The following is an 18,966-nucleotide window of genomic DNA, read 5'->3' on the forward strand; positions in this document are numbered from 1 at the left end:
CCTTCGAGCATTTCTCATTCCCTGGCTCCTCCCCCATTGCGACATCCGAGGATCTCGCCCGCGTCGAAAAGCATGCCCGCGAGCATTGGTCCATCCCGGCCAAGAGACCAGTCATCGGCAGTTGGCAGGACAGCGACTGGATTGTCGAGTATCGAGTCGACCCCAATCAGCTGCATCGACAATCCCACAGTCAACGATCGAAGTACGACCGAGCGCGCCGCGGCGGTTCTCGAGGCAACCTCGGTCCGATCCCGACACAATCGGAACTCTTCCTCCGGACCACCGATCTCGATGCAGGAGATGTGTCGCACTCCAACACGCTACGAAGGTCTGCCGAATCGACTAGGGGTGAAAGCGAATTGGACCCTGCGGCCCCTGCATTGGTCGAAGTCGATAACAACGCCGTCGAGCGGTTCGAGGTCACCACCCACTCGTCGGCGACAGAGCGTGACCGACGCGAAGCCGAGCTGCAGGAGCGCTATCGAGATCACCTCGGGAAGCGGGGCCCATACCGTGATGACCTACCGAATCCCAACACCGTCGGGGGCTGTCCTGGCAACCGACCTCTACGACGTCACAGCCGACGACCTAATCGAGGTGAAGTCCAGCATCGACCGTGAGACGCTCCGGCTCGCGCTGGGACAGATCCTCGACTACGAGCGATTCATTCGTCCGAAGCTGCGCACTCTACTCGTGCCGGAACGGCCGGCGCAGGAGATGATCGACCTGTTCTCGACCCTCGCGATGGGGTCGCTTGGCCGGAGCACGATGGATTCGAGATGTCTTGATGTCGACCGGTTCGCATTATCGCGCATCCCACACCGCTCGTCCGCTACGAACGCCCACGTCTGGCGATCTCGTCGACGAGTTCCTTCCACTTGGCATCGCTGAGGATCGCAACTGACTCCGCCTTCGGATTCGCGGCGCGGCGGATGCCGTCAGAGACGACTTTCGGCATGGGCTCGCCGTACGCGGTCGGGACTTGCATCGCACTCGCCACCAATTCGGTGTCGAATCGATAGGGATACTTCAGTGTTGACTCGTTCTTTTCGTCTGGCCAGAAGTAGCTCGACTCGATCCTGAGGGGTGACAACACCCGGAAAGGTACACGTCGACGGCACTCGTCACCCACTCGTCCGGCTGGCATCGCGGTCCGCGTCGGAGACCGCTCGCCCTTGCTCCGATGACGTGCCAGTCGAAGGACATGCCCCTCTTCCACTCGTAGGGCTCGCGCCGAAGCCCCCAACGTCCGTGCTCAATTCCGAAGCGGAGATTCGCCTGCACATCAGGCGCAATGCCCGAGTAGGTCGTGAGGACGAGAGGCACGACTACCGCCCACCAACCAAGGAGCGCAGCATCTCCTGCGTCTCAGAGTCCGTTGAATACATGCGCATCCCGCGCATGCCTCGGGTGAGAAGGACCTTGTACGTATTGCGAATGGCGCGGTCGAAGGCCGCGTGGTCGGCGGTCTTCACCTGTCTGTCGTAGCTGTGTTCAGGCTGCGCGACCCAGCGATCTGCCCGCCACACCAAGTCAGGTCCGAAAATGACTGCACCGTAGTCGTATTCGAAACCCTGCGCCGTGTACACACAGCCGATCTGGCCGAAGCCGGCCGGGTCGGTCGCCCAGAGCTCGCGGCCGGGAGCCCCCTCATGCTTGGTGCTCTTCGGGTTGTTCCAGGGACGGCGCCAGCCACCGATCGCGATATCGTCGGCAAGCGGCTCACCCTTCTCCGGCGTGCTCCACCTCCAGCAGTACCCGGCGACCATACGTGCCGAGTAGCCGTCGTCGAGCATCTGTTGCAGCCGAGTCTCGATGATCGATGGCGCGTCGTCGACCGACACGTCGAACGCGTCATCACCCTCCCACCGAATCGGCCCACCCGGCTTGAGCTCCAGCAGCCGCTGCACCCAGTAGTCGTACGCCTGGCTGCCACCACATCGGAACTGGCCGTCGAGATGCACGACCTCGAAAGTGCAACCCATTCGTTCGGCCGCTCGACGGATCTCGTCGACACTGCCGCGCTCGGTCGGCTTGACGATCTGATCCTCATCGAGAAGGAAGACCGGAACGCGGGCGGCGTCGATGAGCTCTACGACCTGCGGGCGCCCAGTCCGGTTAACTGCGCGAGTGAATCGGTTCGTCGAAGTCTCACGGATGCGATGAGCCTCGTCGCAGATGAGGACCTCGAGGTCGTTGGGCTCGGAGTTGATGAAGTTGTTGTAGTAGGTGAACAACTTCTGCACGCGAGGCGCTCGAGCGCCGGCCACCTTGCGAAGGGTCTTGGTGAAGGCCGACGACCCGGTCGCGTGCACGGCCGTCCGCCCCTGCCGAGCGAGCTCACCGAGGAGGCTCAGTGCGATGACCGACTTCCCAGACCCTGGCCCACCCACCACGGCAATAACCTGCTTCGTGTTCTGGCGCGACGCGTTCTGGACCGCCCGCATCACGAGCGAGTAGGCCACCTTCTGCTCGTCGAGCAGCACGAACTGCTCACGACGCTGAACCTCGTCCGCGGCCAGGGCCATGAGTTGCTTACTCGGACGGACTGCAGATGACAGAAGTTGATCGGCGGCATCGGCGCCCGACTTGTCCGCAATCCGCGACCGAAGAAAGTCGATCATCTCGCTGCGCCGTTGTCCTGTGAACATCCGACCGGTCTGAGACTCCGGATATCCCCAGAGTGCGCGAACGCCGTCGTCGGAGGCGTTGTGCAGGTACGCCACACCAGCCAGCTGTTCAGAACTGCCGGCCAGGCTCGCGATGAAGTCCGCGATGTGCGAGCAGTAGCGCCTCACCTGCTCTACAGGATGGAGGCGTTCGCGATCTCCTTCGTACAGCACGACATCCTCCGCACCGTCAAGCATCGCGGCCGACGTCCACTGCTTGAGCTCGACGACCACGTACGACGATTCCCCCGTCTTCGGGTGCACACCGCAAATCACGACATCAGCACGCTTGCTGGTCAGCGGTAACCGGTACTCGAGAAGCAGCTCAGCCTGTTGCAGACCCGCATCCTCGAGGTCACCGACGAGGACGGCAACACTGCGCTCCCATGAACGGACTTCCGCCTTCGAGGCGTGGTACCCGTACTCGAAGTAGTGCTGTTCGATCAAGGTCGGGACAAGCGTGTTTGCGGTGATCTGAGCGCGAACGCCCGACACCGAGGCTCGATACAACGACACTGCGGCTCCAGGAAGACACGACGGACTTCCCGCTCGGGTTGGAGCCTTGTCGGAAGCGACGCGTCTGTCGGGCCGAAGCGGATTACGAAACCCAGCTTAGTAACGGCCGAAGCCGGTTCGTTGACGAACGACCCGGCGGGTCTGCACGCGCCGATGTCCACCACGTCGTCTGCTCGCGCGATGAGGCCGGCAATCACCGAGTTCGTCATTGCCGTTGAAGTGGATCGCCACCGACCCAGCAACCTGTTCGAACGTGTCGTTCGACCAGATCTTCTGCCAGTGCGCAAAAGGGATCGCGGTGAACGCCAACGCCTCGGGTTGGCCCCCGCGCCACCGCCGCAGCGCTGGGAAAACGACGCCCAGAGGATCAGGGTAGCCTGGTCCTGACCATGGATGTGTTCGAGTTCGGTGCGGGCAAAGTCGTCTGAAGCGTCCTGTAGACGGTCAAGGTGTCGAGCAAGTCAGGCCAATTGTCCCGCCACGATCCAGTTCTGCCGTGCGGGCGAACGACCGCGCGTCGGTAACTGCGGTGGTGAACCCGCCAATGGGGCGGATTGATGTGGGTTCACGTACGAAGGCAGGTACGGGCACGCACCGACGCTCGTATTCTGACGGGGATGCTGTGGCTGGGTCGGATACACGCCTCGTCCTTATATTCTTGCAATCGGTCCATTGCAATCGCGGCGATTCCGCGGATGCAACAAGTCGGACGGTAGGTCAGGACCTAGTTCAGCCATAAGAAGCGCACCGTTACTAGTAGGACTTTGTTAGGTTGGAAAGGTGTGGTGGCAGAGCGGGCAGGTGCCGATCCAATGGGCCAGTGCGCGTTGGATTTCGCGCAGTACGCCGTAGAGGGTCAGGCCTGCCCAGAGGCTTTTGGGTGGGTCAGCCGCAGGGTGGTCAGGAAGAGGTGGGCGGCGGTGACCAGTGTGGCGTGGTGGTGCCAGCCGAGCCAGGTGCGGCCTTCGAAGTGGTCGAGGCCGAGTCCGGTTTTGAGTTCGCGGTAGTCGTGTTCGATGCGCCAGCGGAGTTTGGCCAGGCGTACGAGGGTGCTGGCGGGTGTGTCGGGTGGCAGGGTGGACATCCAGTAGTCGGTGGGTTCCGCTTTGCCGCTGGGCCATTCGGCGATGAGCCAGAGTACGGGCAGACTGCCGTCGGCGGCTCGGGGGATATCGCGGTTGGCAGGTCGGATACGCAGGGTGACAAAGCGTGAGCGCATCACCGTGGCATGAGCAGTTGGGTCGGGGTTGGTGGGCTGGCGCCAGGTGATTTCGGTGGCCGCGGCACGGCCGGCGGCTATCACGAGTTCTTTGCAGGACGCCGGTGGGTCGGGGTATCGGGGTCCGGCCGGACGGCCTCGGCGGCCTGTGGGCGCCGTGGTGACCGGTACCGCATCGCCAGTATGGGCGGTGGTGGCGGATTTGACCGCCAGCACGTAGTCGATGCCGCGGTCGGTCAGGGCGCGCCGAAACTCGGTGGCGTCGCCGTAGCCGGCGTCACCGACGACCACCGGTGGGATGCGTCCCCAGTCGATGAGTTCATCGATCATCTCCACGGCCATCTCCCACTTGCGGCGGTGCTGCTCGGCCGACGGGATCGCGCAGCGGCGGCGTGCCTGGCTGATCGCTGCCCGACTGGAGTCATCGAGGTCCTCGCCGGTATCGTCCCAGCTCTCAGGTACGAATAGTCGCCAATCCAGCGGAGCTGAGGCAATGTCGGTCGCGGCGTGCACGCTGACGGCGATCTGGCAATTGCCGACCTTGCCGAGGGTGCCCGAGTATTGGCGAGCCACACACGCCGATGCCGGCCCGTCTTTGGCGAACCCGGTGTCATCAACAACCCACGCATCCGGGCTGATCAGATCGCACGCTTTGCGAGACAGTGTTCGCCGCACCGGACCCACATCCCACGGCGAGGTGGTGACGAACTGCTGTAGCCGTTGATGATCCACCCGCAATCGCTGCGCCATCGGCTGCATCGATTTGCGTCGACCATCGAGCATCACGCCACGTAGATACAAGCCCGCGACAGCCCGCCGATCCTTACGGAGCAACGATGAGAACACTTGATTGACAAACGAATCCAGCTCCGTCTCGACCCGCCGCAACTCCCTGTCATCCACCTCACGATTATCCCAGCCGCACCAGCGAAATCCGTTGCGACACACCGACCTAACAAAGTCCTACTAGACCCCCTCTTTGCATGACTGACCGAACCAACCACATCGACGACAGCGGCGGACGCCACCTGAGTGGCACCATCGGTGGGAGCCCCTGGCGATGACGCTGCAAACCGCTCGAACTCTTTGCTGCGCCATCACCCGTGCATACTCCTCGCCACTACCGCCGCCGGCCCCACCCGACAGAACACCAACTCCAACCGAGTGACTCGCTCACCCGTCGCGGTCCGCAGCAAGTCCGCGTAGATCGCCAACTGCGCCCAGTAGGCCTCTAGCGTATGTGCACTGACGCCGACGTCGGTCTTGTAGTCCGCGATCACAAGCCCGCCACCGTCGTCTCGGTACACCAAATCAGCGATTCCCTCGACGACCGTTGTTCCGTCCGGGCCGAGGCCAGCGAGCTGCATCTCTTTCCAATGCTCACGTACGGCAGCTCGCTGCACCGGTTCGGACTCCAACGCCGACCGTGCCAACGCGACGAAGTGCTCGACGTCGACGATGCCGGCCACGACCGCGGCATGGCGAGCAGTGGTCTCGAAAGCGTCGTCGAGCGGCGCACCCAACTCGATCACCTCGAGCACCGCGTGCAGCGCCGTACCCAGAGATGCACCGCTATCCGCACTCGCCACACCTGCCGAAACCCGTTCTTCTGCGGGCACAGTGAGGACACCAGCACCGCGATAGCCCTCCAACAGAGCAACCTCTGCACTCTCCTCACCGTGCACGATGCGCGTCGCCGAGTACGACGCCCGCAACGCCGAAGTCACCTCGATCGCGGCAGTCTCCGCCGACCACTCATCCCACGACTGACGCTCGAACTGCTCGATAGGCTCGTCGTCGCGCCGCACAGGTTCGATGAGCTCCGGCACCGAGTTCGGCAGACTGTCGATCGCAGGCGCCAGCGTCGCACCCCACGAGGCACCTTTGCCCACGTACCCGGACACCGCGAGATGACTCTCGGCGCGGGTGCACGCCACGTAGAGCAGCCGCTTCTTCTCGGCCTCCGCGCGATCCTTCTCCGTGGCAGCGGCCGGCTTGTAACCCTTCGACATCACCGATTTCGACGCGCACGCCTGCAACGTGCCGTCGTCATCCCACAGCAGTGGTTCGAGCTGCGTGCGGAAGCCGCCGCTCATCCCAGCAACCACCACCATCGGGAACTGCAAGCCCTTGGCGGCGTGAATGGTCATGATCCGCACGGCATCCACGCCGATCTCCGGAAGCACAGTTTCGGCGACGCGCGCGTTCTCGTCGGCTTGGGTGTCGGCCCAGTCGATGTAGTCGCGCAACGATCCGCGGTCCTCGGCGTACCACGCACGGGCTTGGTCGATGACGAACCGAAGCCGCCGCCACACGTCGCGGTGACGCGGCGAGTCCATCGACACCTCGAACACACGCCGATCGGTCGCCAGCCGGCTCAGCAGCGCACCCGGATTCAGATCGCCGAGCTCGAGCCACAGCCCCCGAAGATACGCGTTCGCGGCCGCCACCGGCGAGTCAGCCAGCTCATCCGTAGGCGGCGTCGCGTAGATGCTCCACCGCCCGTCCGCAGCTTTCCAGCGCAGCAGATCATCGTCACCGCAGCCGAACAGCGGGGTACGCAGGGCGGCGACGAGCGCGGCTTCATCGGCGGTGTTCGCCAACGCCCGGCAGGTCACCAGCAGGTCGTGCACCTCTTGTGTCGAGTACACGAGACTCGATGCTTCCGAACGGAACTCGATGCCCGCCGCGTCGAGGCTCTTTTCCAGGAACGGCAGCACTGTGCGCGATGGGATGAGGATGCAGATGTCTTTCCATCGCAGCGCGTCGTGCCGGTAGGTCTTGTCATCGTCGAGTGATTCTCTGTGCCAGCCCTTTTCGACGGCGGTGGCGATGATCCGCGCGACATCGCGGGATTCGCGCGCCCGGATGGCTTCGGCGGGTGAGAGTGAGTCCTCGTCGTCGACGGGTTCGTCGTTGTCGGGGAACACGAATGGCTCCGGACCCCACTCGATGTCCCACCGCGGCCTTCCAGGCGCGGGATGCAGCGGCGTGTATGCCGGCTGCACGTGGCCATCCGCGACGATGAGCCGGCCGAAGACAGTGTTGATCCAGTCGATGACCGGTCGGGTAGAGCGGAAGTTGGTGGTCAGTTGGACGACGTCGGCGGACGGGGTGCAGTCCCGAGCAGCCATGTAGGCAGCGATGTCCGCGCGACGGAAGCGATAGATGGATTGCTTGGGGTCGCCGACGGTGAACAGTCGGCCCGCTTCGTCGAGGCCGGCAACGATGCGCTGCGCCAACTCGAGCTGCAGCGGGTCGGTGTCTTGGAACTCGTCAAGTAGCACCCTCTGATACCGATTGTGCGCTGCGGCGGCGACGGCGTGTTTGCCGAGCACATCACGTGCGAGCACGAGGAGATCATGGAACTCGAGCTGTCCGCTGCGTTGTCGTTCGCTAGCTTCGTCGAGGACGATCTCGGACAGATGGCGCACCACCACCCGAACGGCGCCGTCAATGTAGGTGCCGACGACGTCGGGGCAGATCTCGTCGCGCAACGCCTTGATCGCTGCTTTGATCTCGTCGACCTGCGCCTTACCGCCCTGCCAGTTCTTGCCGGCACCGCCGTTGCCGGGCCCCGGGCACAGCCCCGCCATGGGAATCCAGCCGGTCGCATCCCGTTCTGCTGCAACGAGGATGCGCCATTCGCGGACCTTGTCGAGCTGCTGCGCGAGCTTATCGTCGGGGTCGAGGCAGTCGTCGATCCTCTCGGTGATGGTGTCGGCTTCGCGCAGGATGCGGTCAATGTCGGCGGGGGCGATGCCTTGTGGGTTGTCGTCGAGGGTGAGGCGATCCCAGTTGCGGTCGAGCGCGTCAGCGAGTCCACGCATCTGATCGAGTGAGGCGCCGGCAGCCATGATGATGCCCATGGCGTCCACCAGCATGGGTGGGGCGGCGTCCGTGAAGAGGCGGGTGCGCATGCGGCGCCACCGTCGTTCGAACGACAACTGCGAGCCCATCGCGTCGACGACAGCGATGCGCGGAGGTACCCCGGCTTCGAGGGGGTGTTCGCTGATGATGCGGGCGGCGAAGGCGTGCAGGGTGCCGATGGCGGCGGTGTCGATCTGTTCGAGCGCGGCGTGCGCACGTTCCGTGTCGTTCTTGGCGAGCTCGACGCGGACGCGTTCGCGGAGTTCGGCGGCCGCTTTCTCGGTGAAGGTGATGGCGGCGATTCGGTCGAGGTCGATGCCGTCCTGCAGCACGAGTTGGCAGATGCGGCCGACGAGTGAGTGGGTTTTGCCGCTGCCGGCGCCGGCTTCGACGAACAGGGCGGCGGCGGTGTCGGTGGTGATGCGGTCGCGGGCTGCTTGGTCGGCGAGGTGCTCGGTGGTCATGTCAGCCTCCGTACTTCCGTACGTAGTCGGCGATCTCGTCGACGCCTTCGAGGGCGGCCCAGGCGCGGCGCAGTCCGGCGCGGCCGAGGAGGTCGATGACGGGGAGTTCCCAGTGGGTGTCCTCGATCTTGGGTGGGAAATGGCCGGCACGGATGGATCGGTGGACAAGGTCCATGTCGTCGGTGAGGGTGGCGATGACGTCGTCGGTGATCGGGTAGCCGATGGAGCCGAACTTGCCTTTGCTGGTGACGAACCAGTAGCGGGCTTCGACGTCGTCGCCCAGCGTGCGCGCGAACAGGCCGTAGACGGGGAGCTGGAACTGTAGTCCAGAGTTGGTCGGCGTGAGGTCGGTAAGATCTCGGTACTTATCGCTCTTGCCGGTCTTGTAGTCCGTGACGCGGATGCGGCCGCCGCTGTGTCGGTCGATGCGGTCGATCTGTCCGCGGAAGCGGATGCTGTGGTCGCCGAGCGTCAGGCTGACCTCGGGATCGGTTCCGGTGCCGAAGCTCTGTTCGGCGTGGGTGGGTTGCCAGCCGCCGGCGTGGTCGATGTGGTCATGACCGAACCAGTCGTCGAGGTCGCGCACGATGGTGCCGCGGTCTTTGGCCCAGAGTTGTTCCAGCCAGCCGGGACTGTCGGCCTGTGCTTCGTCGAGCACTTCCTGGGCGACGAGGTGCAGGCGGCCGACGTCGAGTTCGGCGCCGTCGATGGTAGCGAGGACGTAGCGCTCGAGGATGGTGTGAATGAGGGTGCCGCGGGTGAGTGCGTCGATCTGGGCGATCTCGTCGGGGTCGGCGAGGGCGCGCAGCCGCAGGATGTGTTCGAGGAAGTACTGGTAGGGGCTTTGCACCCAGAGTTCGAGCCCGGTCGGCGACACCGGGTGGTCGAAGGTGGTGATGAGGTCTTTGACCGTCGACAGGTTGCCGTTGAAGCGGGTGAAGCGGCCATTGAGGCGGTCGCTGCGCATAGCCATGCCGAGGTTGATGATGGGGTCGTTGAGGGTGCCGCGGCGTCGGTTGGCGGGCACGGAGGCGAGTTCGCGGAGCCGCCATTCGGTGTCCGAGGCGGCGGATGCACCGATGCGGTCGTCGGCGCGTTGGGCGGCGACGTCGAACGATTCGACCGCCACGATTGCTGGGCAATTCTCTGTCTCGCGTTGCCAATTGACGACGTTGACGTCGCGGCCGGCGAGCTGAGCCATCGCGGGGATGAGCCAGCGCGATGGGACCTTCTCGGCGCCGCCACGAAGATTGCCGCGAGGGAACGTGACGATCCGTTCGGTACGGCCGGCGCTGACAGCGCTGGCGAAGGCGAGGCGTTGGCGTTCCATGTGGTCGCGGGCGGTGATCCCGGCCAGTTCGGGCGGCAGTAGCGGGTCGTCGCGGCGGGGTGTGGGGATGATGCCTTCGGCGGCTCCGATGACGATGCTGACGTCGAGGTCGCGGCCGACGCCCGCGGCGATCGGACCGATGGTGACTCCGGCGCCTGAGTCTCCGTGCATGCCCCGGTGAGCGGTGAGCCGAACCGTGACGGCGTCGAGGACGCGCGCTGCGGTGGGCGCCGGTGCGATGCCGTCCATGTGCGCGAGGCTGACGCAGTCGGCGCGGATCGCGGCCAGGTCGGCGGCAGCTGTGTCGCTGGTCGGTGCGCGGAAGTAGCGGGCGAGCAGCGCGGTGAGGTGCTCGGCGACGGTGGCCCAGTCGGGCGCGTTGACGATGGCGCGGAGGTCGGTCTGCAACTCACGGATATAGGTGTGGAGTGCCACGGCAGTCGCGTGGTGTTTCTCGTGCGCTCCGACGCGGGTGAGCCGTTCCCAGTCAGTACCGCCGACGATGGGTTCGTCGTCGCGGGTGAGTCGTTCGAGTCGGCGTTGGGAGATGGGCTGGACGTCGAGGTCGGGGCGTTGGAGCACACTCTCGGCGAGGAGTGTGAAGAGTTCGCGTCGCGGCATCGTGTCGTGGTCGAGTTCCAGCAGACCGAGTAGTGCTCGGGCGGTGGGGCGGTCGACGAGGGAGTGGCATTCGGGTCCGGTGAATGCGATGTGGTCGGCGGTGAGGTGTTCGTGGAGCAGCGGCAGGTAAGGGTCGTCGCTGCCGTAGAAGATGCCGATGCGGTGGCCGGGGACGCCGTTGGCGAGGTGCTTGCGGACGAGCCGGACGACGGCCCGGACCTCGTCGTCGGCGTCGGAGGTGTGGATGATCTGCGTCGGCGTGACATCGACGGTCGGTTCGATGGTTTCGCCGCGTTGTTGAAGTTCGTTCAGGAGAGTCTGTTCAGCGCGCGAGTCGGCAACGGAGTGGTAGACGATGATCGCGCCGAGCTGGTCGAGACGTTCGGCGGCGGCCGTGTAGGCCTCGTGCTGGAGGTAGTACGAGCTGGTGAGCCGGTCGGTGGCAGCTCGGTAGATGCGGAGCAGGTCTGCGACCAGAGGGGACGGCGAGTCCATCGTCGGATTTGCGATGGCGGTGAGTTCCCAGGTCGCGCTGGCGAGAGCCTGGGCGGTGATCGGCTCGTCGGCGACGTCGGCGAAGACACCTGGGGCCTCGGCGAGGACGCGTTGGATCGCGGCTTCAAGGAGTGGGTATGGAAGCGGTTGCCGGGGAATGAGAGCAGGAGGAGCCAAACGTGTGAGCAGCTGAGACACCGGGAGGGCGGTGGTGTTCGCGATCGCGCCAGCACGCGCCATTAGGCGCACAACATCCCTTGCAGATCCCACGGTAGGTACGACAATCGTCAACTGTTCGAGCGGCGAAGCCGTCTTGGCCGTTGCCACAGCGCCAGCTACGACGCCGAGTGGGTAGGTCATAGGCGCATGATGCCTTGCACGTGCGACAAGCAGGGCAGAAACGTCGCCTCCGAAGCACTCGAGCACGAGTCTCGCTTCATCGGATTCGACGGTGACGATGTCGATCTCGGCCATCTGGTCTGGTGAGGCTCGGTGAAACGCACCCTCACCAACCCCTTGGCTTGCGAGATCGGAACCAACTGGGCGGGCCTAGACGTACCTGGACGGTATAGGCCGCTTGGTTCCTACCAATTCGATCGAGTTGATCCGCAACCGCCGTTGCCTCCTGCGACTGTCCGGCCGAGCCGATCACGGCTATTTCCTCCTAGCTAGTGGCTGGACCTGACTGTCACGTTGGCATGCGCACCACCGGATGAGCAGTTCCTGATCTGCCAAAGCGTGACTCCAGCAATGCCCTCGCGCGTGAACTACTAGGCCGCAGAGACTCGTGCAGGGGTAGCGATCCGGATGCCGGACTTGCCCAGCCCTGACATATGTCTCGCCAACTCGGTTGATCTGTGCCCCTACTTCCCTTCCTCGCTCATTTCCGTTTCAGAGTTTCTGTTCATTCCCGGCAGATTCAGTTTTCTCCTTCCGGCTCGCACTGAATGCCGCAAACATATCGGATGCGATGGTCGTCCCCCTTTCGCGTCCGACACCAGTGTAGGAGTTGAGAATATCCTTTCGGAGCGCGAGAAGCTCGCCGTTCATCTGTTTACGTGGCACGCCGGGAAGGAGATCGGGCGCCAACGGGATAAACATACACAACAGCGTCGCCGCCAATCCCGCCCAAAACATGATCGTGGCAATCGACGTAATCTCGACACTGTCTACGACTACACCAGCAAGGCCGATGCAGCCACCTGCAAGTGCCACAGTTCCGGCAGGAACAAAGACTGCATAGAATCGACCCACCTTCACCCGGGTCGAACTTATTGCAGTGGAGCGAATCAGTAGATGCGTATACTGATCAATCCACGAGCGCAGGTCGTCCTCAGCCAACCTCTCGCTGATCTCTTGGAGGAGCTTAATGCGCTCCCAGTTGCCTTTGGCTGCCATCTCGGAGCGAGCCCGCAAGAGAACCGCGAGAGCGCCAATCAAAGCGGTCGTGAGCCCACCGATCACTGGTATCCACTGAGTCATGACCCGGATCATGACTGACGACTACGACAGTCTTAGCCGAACCACGTTGGCTCAACATAGCTCGAAATCCTGCAGACCTACACGACCGCGTCACGTGCTGACCGCTCCTTGGTGAACAGCCTCTCCCGCTCCTCCGCAATAACCTCCCGCGCGAGTTCCGCCTCGGAGATGTCGACAGCTTCCGGCGCGCTGTCCGCGATGTCGCTGACCCTTGCGAAGTCTTCGAACAGTTCCCTCTTGCGCGCGAGGATCTCGGTAACGCGGAGATCGACGCCTTCCTCGGTGAGGAGGCGGTGAACCTGGACCGACTCGAGTTGGCCCATCCGTCGCGCGCGGGCAATGGCCTGCCATTCGGTAGTCGGCTTGAGCTGGGGTTCGCAGATGACCACCACGGACGCGGCCTGGATGTTGAGGCCCACACCGCCGGCGACGATCTGGGACACCAGCACCGCGCCGTGTCCGGCGGCCGAGAACTTGTCCACCATTTCCTGTCGCCGAGCAGCCGGTACCGACCCGGTCAGCGGTCCGAATACCTTGCCAGGCAGTGCCCGCACAACTTCGTCGAGGACGGAACGGAAGTGGGAGAACACGATCACGCGGCGTTCGTTTGACTCCGCTTCTTCGATCAGGTCGAGCAGCCGGGCCATCTTCTGCGATTTCTTGCCTTGCGTCATCGCGGCTTGCCGCATGGCCATGAAGTTTCCTTCTGACACTGCCGCGCGATAGGCGTTCATGTCCTCGGCCGATAGGGGCAACCATTCTTCGACCTCGACCAGTTCCGGGAGCTCGGTGAGGACGTCTTCCTGGTTGCGACGCAGATAGGCAGGTGCGACTTGCTGGCGAAACCGCCGGGGGGACAACTCGGTCGCATCGATGGCGAGATCTGGTCGTACGTACTCGACAAGGTTGCGGAACTCATCAAGCCGGTTTTCGAGCGGCGTGCCTGTCAGCAGCATTGCGCGAGGAAGGTCGTTAATGATCTTCACCGTGCGTAGCGAGCGCTGTGCATGCGGATTCTTGATGTAGTGCGCCTCGTCGACGATGACGCATCCGATGCCATCCGTCGAGAAATCTTCACTGCTCAACCACGCGAGCGTCTCGAAGGTGGTCACAGCAACTCCACCGGTTCGCGACCATTGGCGTAGTGCGCTTTCCCTCTGAGATCCGTGAAGCCGGTGCGGACGTAGAGTCGACTTTGCGGCCACCTCGCGCATCCAGTTTGTGACGACGGCAGCCGGACAGATGACAAGTGCGTGATGGGAGCCTCTGGCGCGCAAGTGCGTCAGGACTGCGATCGACTCGATTGTCTTACCGAGACCCATCTCGTCGCCGATAATCACTTTCTTCTGCACGAGCGCGAATCGGGCGCCGAAGCTCTGGTACCCACGCAACGACGCCCTGAGGTGCTTTCCGTCAAGCTCCTGTTGGCGCACCGCTTCAATAACCTCCGTGGGGAGATCACCGAAGATGCTGTTCTCGTCCTCAGTCAACAGGCCGAGTTCGGACAGCAGCGCGAAGTAGTCGGCAGGATGCTCCATGAAGCCGTCCCACGGGTCTGTGACCGTATTCGTGGCCGCACTGATTGACTGCGCGCGAGTCTTGACCGCGTGCATGTCCTGCACGAGGTGGTCCGCTGTGTAGGAGTCGCGCTTAGCGAAGACTGCAAGCAACAACGGCGTGTCCAACGCCGACGCGGCGAGCGCAGCCATGGGCTGCAACAGCTCGGTTTCCCGCGCTGTTGGCTGCCCGGCGCGCAAGGCCCTCCAGCTGCCCAGCGCTTTCAGCAGGTTCGTGCCGTGCGAGGTTCGGCTATTGATGTCGATCCGGACCGGCATCTCCTCGTAAGTGGTCTGCCAGAGGGTCTGAGCAGCCCCGCGCATACGTGTGGCGGTGGTCTGTCCGACGCCCGGCAGGCCTTCGAGTACCTCGCCGTGCTCCATCACCTGTGCCACGGTCGTGATGCCTGCGTCCGTCAAAGCGTTAACGCGCAGCCGGTCTCGTGTGGCGTCCTTGAGCCTCTCCACGGGCATGTCGCTGATGAGTTTCTCAGTTTCAACGTGCCGAACGGTGTTGCCGGCTTCGAGTGCGTCGGCCCTGGCTTGGTTCTCGGCGTCCGCGACACGTTTGATCGTCGTCACTGCGCTGCCGAGTCCTGTTGCTGGCGCACCGTCGATCACAGTTACGTCACCCCAAGCTCGGATTTCCCGCGGTTTCGATAGCCAGTCAGTAAACGCCGAGCGGACGTCACCCAGCGAGCTGCTTTCCGTGGCTGTCACGATCAGACTGGGCAGCCGGTCAGATACCTTCTCCACCTCGGCCCACTCCAGGTATCGCTCGAGAAACTCGCCAGCTTGGCGGCCTGCTTCTCGTTTCTCTTTACTCATAAAGATTCGGCGGGCCCCGACAGAACCACGAGCATCGTCGACGGCACGTTCAACGTCTGGGGAAAGACTGTCAATCAACGAACGGTCGCTGGCCGATAGCATCCTGAGCTGTCGAGCCTTCTCGATGCTCGCCAGGAGATCGACGTCGCCGGGGCGAAGGGGCAAAACTTTGATCTGCTCGCTGTCAAACTCGAGGTCCACGACGCGTTGCCGGAGCTCCGCGTCGGCCGCCGCGCCCAACTCCCCTACCTGCCTCCGGACTTTGCGCAGTTCCTCAGCCTGCTTGATCAGCTCCGAAGCCGTGTGTGCGAGTGCTTTGATGCGCGCCCGATCGTCTCGTCCCATACGCCCGATTCCCCTAACCGATGTTGGTGCGAAGATTAGCGAAAGTCGGATCCGGAGTCGCTAAGACCCTGAAACTGTCGGAGTCTGCGACTAACGTGGCGAGGCTATCGACCAGGAGGACACGAATGCTGCTCGAACACCTCAAGCCGGGGCTCCGTGTGGAGGGGCTAATCCCAGCCCAGGTGGTGACCGTCATCGCGGCGCAGGCGCATGGAAGCGATGCGGTCGAACTGACCTACAAGACGACGGCGGGCGCGCTTGGCCAGCAGGTCGTGTTCCGCAAGGACGAGGATGCCCTCTCGGTCGCGACGTCCGGTAGTCGTGCGTTTGACGCTTCGGCCTCGGACTTCAAGCTGGTGGCCGAGGCGCAGCGCATCCAGCTAGCCGGTTTGTTCGACCCGATGCTGGCGGTCGCGACGAGCGACGTGCAACCGCTGCCTCATCAGATCCGCGCCGTCTACGGAGCACTGTTGCCGCGTACGCCGCTCCGCTACCTGCTCGCAGACGATCCGGGTGCGGGCAAGACGATCATGGCGGGTCTCTACATCAAAGAACTCATCCTGCGCGACGACGTGCAGCGATGCCTGATCGTGGCGCCGGGCGGCCTCGCTGAACAGTGGCAGGACGAGCTGTATTTCAAGTTCGGTCTGCGGTTCGAGTTGCTCACCAATCAGCTCATCGACAGCAGCGTCGACCTCAACGCCTTCGAAGGCCACCCGCTACTCATCGCTCGCATGGACCAACTCTCGCGCAATGACGTGCTCCAGAACCAACTGAAAGACAGCGAGTGGGACCTGGTCATCGTCGACGAGGCCCACCGCATGGGTGCCCACTACTTCGGCGGCAAGGTCGAAAAGACCAAACGGTTCCTGCTCGGCGAAATGCTCGGCACCATCACCCGCCACCTGCTGCTGATGACCGCGACCCCCCACTCCGGCAAGGAGGAGGACTTCCAGCTGTTCCTGACCCTGCTCGATCGCGACCGCTTCGCCGGCAAGAACACCAAGACCGCCAACACCGACGGCATCATGCGCCGCATGGTGAAAGAAGACCTGCTCACGTTCGAGGGCAAAAAACTCTTTCCCGAGCGCGTCGCCGAGACGGTGCCCTATGAACTCACCGCGGGTGAATACGATCTCTACGAGCAGGTCACGACCTACGTCCGCGAGGGCATGAACCGCGCCGACCGCGTCGGCGGCAAACGCAAGAACACTGTCGGTTTCGCGCTGACCGTGCTGCAGAGGCGCCTGGCATCCAGCCCCGAGGCGATCTACCAAAGCCTCCGTCGGCGCACAGCACGGCTCGAGCGCCGCAAGGCTGAGATTCAGAACGGCACTTTCCGCGAGGCCGAACCGTCGATCGACGAAAACAACATCGATGCCGATGACTACAACTCCGAGGAACTCGAGAACCTCGAAGAAGAACTGCTCGACGCCGCGACCGCAGCGCAAACTGTCGAGGAGCTGAACGCCGAGCTGGTCGAGCTCGCCGATCTCACCGAAAGCGCACGACGGGTCCGCGACAGCGGCACCGACCGCAAATGGTCCGAGCTCTCCACGATCCTGCAAGATCACGCACTCACCAACGACGGCCACGGCCGACCCCGCAAGCTCATCATCTTCACCGAGCACCGAGATACCCTTGAGTACCTTCAGCGCAAGATCGGCACACTGCTGGGCAACCCCGACGCCGTCCGCTCCATCCACGGTGGGGTGCGCCGGGCCGACCGACGACAGATCACCGAAGAGTTCACCAAAAACCACACTTGCCAGATTCTGATCGCTACCGACGCAGCCGGCGAGGGCCTCAACCTCCAGGCCGCGCACCTCATGGTCAACTATGACTTGCCGTGGAACCCGAACCGCATCGAGCAGCGCTTCGGCCGCATCCACCGCATCGGCCAAGAAGAAGTATGTCGACTGTGGAACATCGTCGCCCACAACACCCGCGAAGGCGCGGTCTTCACGCGGCTTCTCGAGAAGATCGACGAGCAGCGAAAAGCTTATGGCGGCAAGGTATTCGATGTTCTCGGTGAAGCATTCACCGACAGACCGCTGCGGGATCTACTCAAGGAAGCCATCCAGTACGGCGAACGGCCTGACATCAAGGCCAGGATGCACGAGGTGATCGATCAGTCTGTTGGTGACGGTCTGCGCGAACTTCTCGAAGAACGGGCGCTGGCTTCGGACCATCTCGCGGACGCCGAGCTCGCCAAACTCCGCGCCGCCATGGATGAGGCCCGCGCGCGCCGCCTGCAGCCGCACTACATCGAGCTCGCTTTCAAAGCCGCATTCACCCGGCTTGGCGGCCGCATCGCCCGACGCGAACAAGGCCGCTACGAGATCGCCAACGTGCCTGCCCACATCCGCGCGAGCAAGCACGGGCCGATCGCCACACGCTACGACCGCGTCTGCTTCGACCTGAGCCGTGTCCAGCCCGACGATCTCGCCCGCGCGGATCTTCTCGCACCGGGCCACCCCCTGCACGACGCGGTGATGGACGAAGCCATCCGCCAGTTCGGACGGGCACTGAACACCGGCACCGTGCTGGTCTCTGCCGAGCTCGACGAGCCCCACCTCCTCGTCGGGGTCATAGAAGAGGTAACCGACGCCACCAGCGCGACAGTGGCCAGGCGTTTCAACTATGCCTACGTCGACAGCCACGGCACCGTGACACCGGCGGGGCCCGCCCCATACCTCGACTGCGTCGCCGCACCCGACAACCCCGCGGTCACCGCTGCCCGCACTCAGACCTGGCTCGGCGAAGCCGAAGACAAGGCCACCAGCTGGATCATCGCCCACCGACTACCTGACTACCTCAACGAGGTGCGACCGCGACGAGCAGCCGAACTCGCCAAGACTCGCGAACTTGTCACCAAGCGCCTCAATGGGGAGTCCGAACGCCTTCTCCTCGACGCCGCGGTCGCTTCCGACAAAGAACGCGCCGGCGACAAACCCAAGGAGTCCTCGGACAGCCTCAATCGCAAAGCCGTCGAGATCGACCATCGCCTCCGCTCCAGACTTACCCTCCTCGACCAGCAGGAACTGATGTCGACCAAACCGCCGAACCTGCTCACCGCAGCCCTCGTACTACCGCTCGCAATGCTCGAAGAGGACGTACCCGCAAACGCGCCCGTTCATGCGACCGAAACCAAAGCGGTGGAACGCCGTGGAGTCGATCTAGTCCTGGCTCGTGAACGCGAACTCGGGAGAAAGCCAGTCGAACAAGCCTTCAACAACAAGGGCTTCGACATCCTGTCGACTGACGCCGACGGCGACACCTACCGCATCGAAGTCAAGGCACGCATTGACGGCGCCGACTACTTCTTCGTCACTCACAACGAAGTTATGGTCGGCAAGAACGCTGCACCGCTATATCGCCTTGCGCTGGTCCGCGTCGACCCACGCGGTGCGCAGTACGACGAGGTCCGCTACATCGACGACCCCTTCGCCAGCACTGACCTCGGCGGGTTTGACAGCACCGGCATTCGAGGCGACTGGAACAAGACCTGGTCCAAAGGCAAACAGCCGTTCTAGCCCAAGGGGGAACGGGAGACCCGAGTACGCACGAC

General features: G+C 63.6%; 8 protein-coding genes. 2 read left to right on the forward strand and 6 right to left on the reverse strand.

All coding sequences use genetic code 11. The features are described 5' to 3' along the window. Positions 1-447: 447 nt before the first annotated feature. Complete coding sequence (locus tag NWF22_RS09335; RefSeq protein ID WP_160904565.1) at positions 448-891, forward strand: hypothetical protein; 444 nt, start codon at positions 448-450, stop codon at positions 889-891. 437 nt (positions 892-1,328) lie between these two features. On the opposite strand, the gene NWF22_RS09340 is transcribed toward NWF22_RS09335, so the two are convergent. The 6 genes from NWF22_RS09340 to NWF22_RS09365 form a co-directional block, all read right to left on the reverse strand. Continuing rightward, complete coding sequence (locus NWF22_RS09340) at positions 1,329-3,185, reverse strand: DNA/RNA helicase domain-containing protein (RefSeq protein ID WP_373691990.1); 1,857 nt, start codon at positions 3,183-3,185, stop codon at positions 1,329-1,331. A gap of 856 nt (positions 3,186-4,041) precedes the next feature. Continuing rightward, entirely contained in the window at positions 4,042-5,307 is a 1,266-nt protein-coding gene (locus NWF22_RS09345) for an IS701 family transposase (RefSeq protein WP_258321367.1), read from the reverse strand. Between the two features lie 194 nt (positions 5,308-5,501). After that, positions 5,502-8,738 carry a UvrD-helicase domain-containing protein gene (locus NWF22_RS09350; RefSeq protein WP_160904527.1) on the reverse strand — a complete coding sequence of 1,079 codons (3,237 nt, stop codon included), beginning with the start codon at positions 8,736-8,738 and terminating at the stop codon, positions 5,502-5,504. Between the two features lies 1 nt (position 8,739). After that, positions 8,740-11,424: a PD-(D/E)XK nuclease family protein gene (locus NWF22_RS09355; RefSeq protein WP_233752088.1), complete on the reverse strand. Its 2,685-nt coding sequence runs from the start codon at positions 11,422-11,424 to the stop codon at positions 8,740-8,742. 651 nt (positions 11,425-12,075) lie between these two features. Then, positions 12,076-12,666 carry a hypothetical protein gene (locus tag NWF22_RS09360; RefSeq protein WP_160904529.1) on the reverse strand — a complete coding sequence of 197 codons (591 nt, stop codon included), beginning with the start codon at positions 12,664-12,666 and terminating at the stop codon, positions 12,076-12,078. A 77-nt stretch (positions 12,667-12,743) separates the two neighbouring features. Continuing rightward, positions 12,744-15,395 carry a DEAD/DEAH box helicase gene (locus NWF22_RS09365; RefSeq protein ID WP_160904530.1) on the reverse strand — a complete coding sequence of 884 codons (2,652 nt, stop codon included), beginning with the start codon at positions 15,393-15,395 and terminating at the stop codon, positions 12,744-12,746. Between the two features lie 125 nt (positions 15,396-15,520). On the opposite strand from NWF22_RS09365, the gene NWF22_RS09370 reads away from it, so the two are divergent. Further along, positions 15,521-18,931 carry a DUF8742 domain-containing protein gene (locus NWF22_RS09370; protein ID WP_160904531.1) on the forward strand — a complete coding sequence of 1,137 codons (3,411 nt, stop codon included), beginning with the start codon at positions 15,521-15,523 and terminating at the stop codon, positions 18,929-18,931. The last annotated feature ends 35 nt before the right edge of the window (positions 18,932-18,966 follow it).

Source organism: Gordonia mangrovi (assembly GCF_024734075.1).
Lineage (GTDB): Bacteria > Actinomycetota > Actinomycetes > Mycobacteriales > Mycobacteriaceae > Gordonia > Gordonia mangrovi.

Excerpts from the sequence above, each read along its gene's own strand:
- NWF22_RS09360 (WP_160904529.1), bottom strand. The coding sequence starts at position 12,666 with ATGACTCAGTGGATACCAGTGATCGGTGGGCTCACGACCGCTTTGATT.
- NWF22_RS09365 (WP_160904530.1), bottom strand. The coding sequence starts at position 15,395 with ATGGGACGAGACGATCGGGCGCGCATCAAAGCACTCGCACACACGGCT.
- NWF22_RS09370 (WP_160904531.1), top strand. The coding sequence starts at position 15,521 with ATGCTGCTCGAACACCTCAAGCCGGGGCTCCGTGTGGAGGGGCTAATC.
- NWF22_RS09355 (WP_233752088.1), bottom strand. The coding sequence starts at position 11,424 with ATGGCGCGTGCTGGCGCGATCGCGAACACCACCGCCCTCCCGGTGTCT.
- NWF22_RS09350 (WP_160904527.1), bottom strand. The coding sequence starts at position 8,738 with ATGACCACCGAGCACCTCGCCGACCAAGCAGCCCGCGACCGCATCACC.